Source organism: Streptomyces sp. NRRL S-495 (assembly GCF_000966955.1).
Lineage (GTDB): Bacteria > Actinomycetota > Actinomycetes > Streptomycetales > Streptomycetaceae > Kitasatospora > Kitasatospora purpeofusca.
In genome coordinates this window covers 1-1,105 of sequence record NZ_JZWY01000131.1, presented here as the reverse complement: position 1 = coordinate 1,105, position 1,105 = coordinate 1, and the positions used below count along the sequence as shown (strand labels likewise).

Annotated in this window: 1 pseudogene; it reads right to left on the bottom strand. The window is 75.5% G+C overall.

Annotated features, from left to right (window positions below):
• Positions 1-1,105, bottom strand: a pseudogene (locus VR45_RS09365) (hypothetical protein); the annotation flags it as partial.

The following is a 1,105-nucleotide window of genomic DNA, read 5'->3' as shown; positions in this document are numbered from 1 at the left end:
CGCCCGTATAGCGGCGGGGTGATCACCGGATCGGCCGCACCGGGACTCGGCGCCGCGGCGCTGTCCGCCGCCGCGTCCGTCGGACCGAGCGGCCCGGCCAGCCGGGCGTGCGCGACCGCGGGCGGGTGTTCGAGGTAGTCGTCGGCCAGGTTGATCCGTCCGGCGAGGGCCTGTTGGAAGGGGTGCGGGTACGGCAGCGGAACGGGCGGCGGCGGGGCCGGCGGTGGCGGTGGCGGAGGCGTGGGGAAGCGGCCGTCCCAGTTGTCCCACAGGTCCGGCTCGCGGTCGGGCACCCGCAGTGCCCCGCCCAGCTTGAGCACCCCGCCGAGCGCGGCGGGCTCGGTGATCCCGGGCAGGCCCGGTCCGGGCGAGCGCCGGACGTCGACATCGCGCCGCCCCACCCGGGGGTCGGGCTGCCCGGGCTGCAGCAGCCGGACCAGGTACTCGAAGTCGCCCGCGGTGCCGGTGCCGAAGAACCAGCGGTAGTAGTAGGGGAGTTGACCGGGGGCCTGCCGGTTGGGGTAGTTCGGCCCCCAGGCGGAGTGTGCGGCGCTCGGCGCGGCACCCGGGTCGAGACCGAGGCCGGCCAGCCGCCCGGTCTCGAAGGCCGGCACCAGGAAGGCGTGGTACCCGGTGTTCGGCCGCAGGTGCCGAGGGCAGATCAGCCGGGAGCAGGCCCGGTCGGGATTGGCGCGCAGCACCTGCCGCAGCGCGGCCAGCGTGGCGGGCATGTTCTCCGAGACGATCGGGTCGTCGAGCTTTCCGTCGACGTGCACGTGCGCCCAGGCACCGAGCTGCTCCGGCGGCGGCAGCGTGCCGGCCGGGTCGGTGACGGTGATGAACGGCAGCGGCCGCCCGGGCGCCGCGCCCTCGGTGAACTCGCCGGGCTCGCCGGTCTGTTTCGGCCCCTCCAGTACGACCAGGGCGAGCCAGGGCCGCAGCCGTCCGGTGTCCGCCTCGGGTGCCAGCGGGCTGTACTGCCAGGGCAAGTCCTCGTCGTAGAACTCGATGTGCGCCAGGTAGTTGGGTTCGGCGTTGGTGACCCAGGCCCGCGGCTCGGTCCGCGAGACCACCCGCGGGTCGATGCCGACGATGTCGCCGGGGC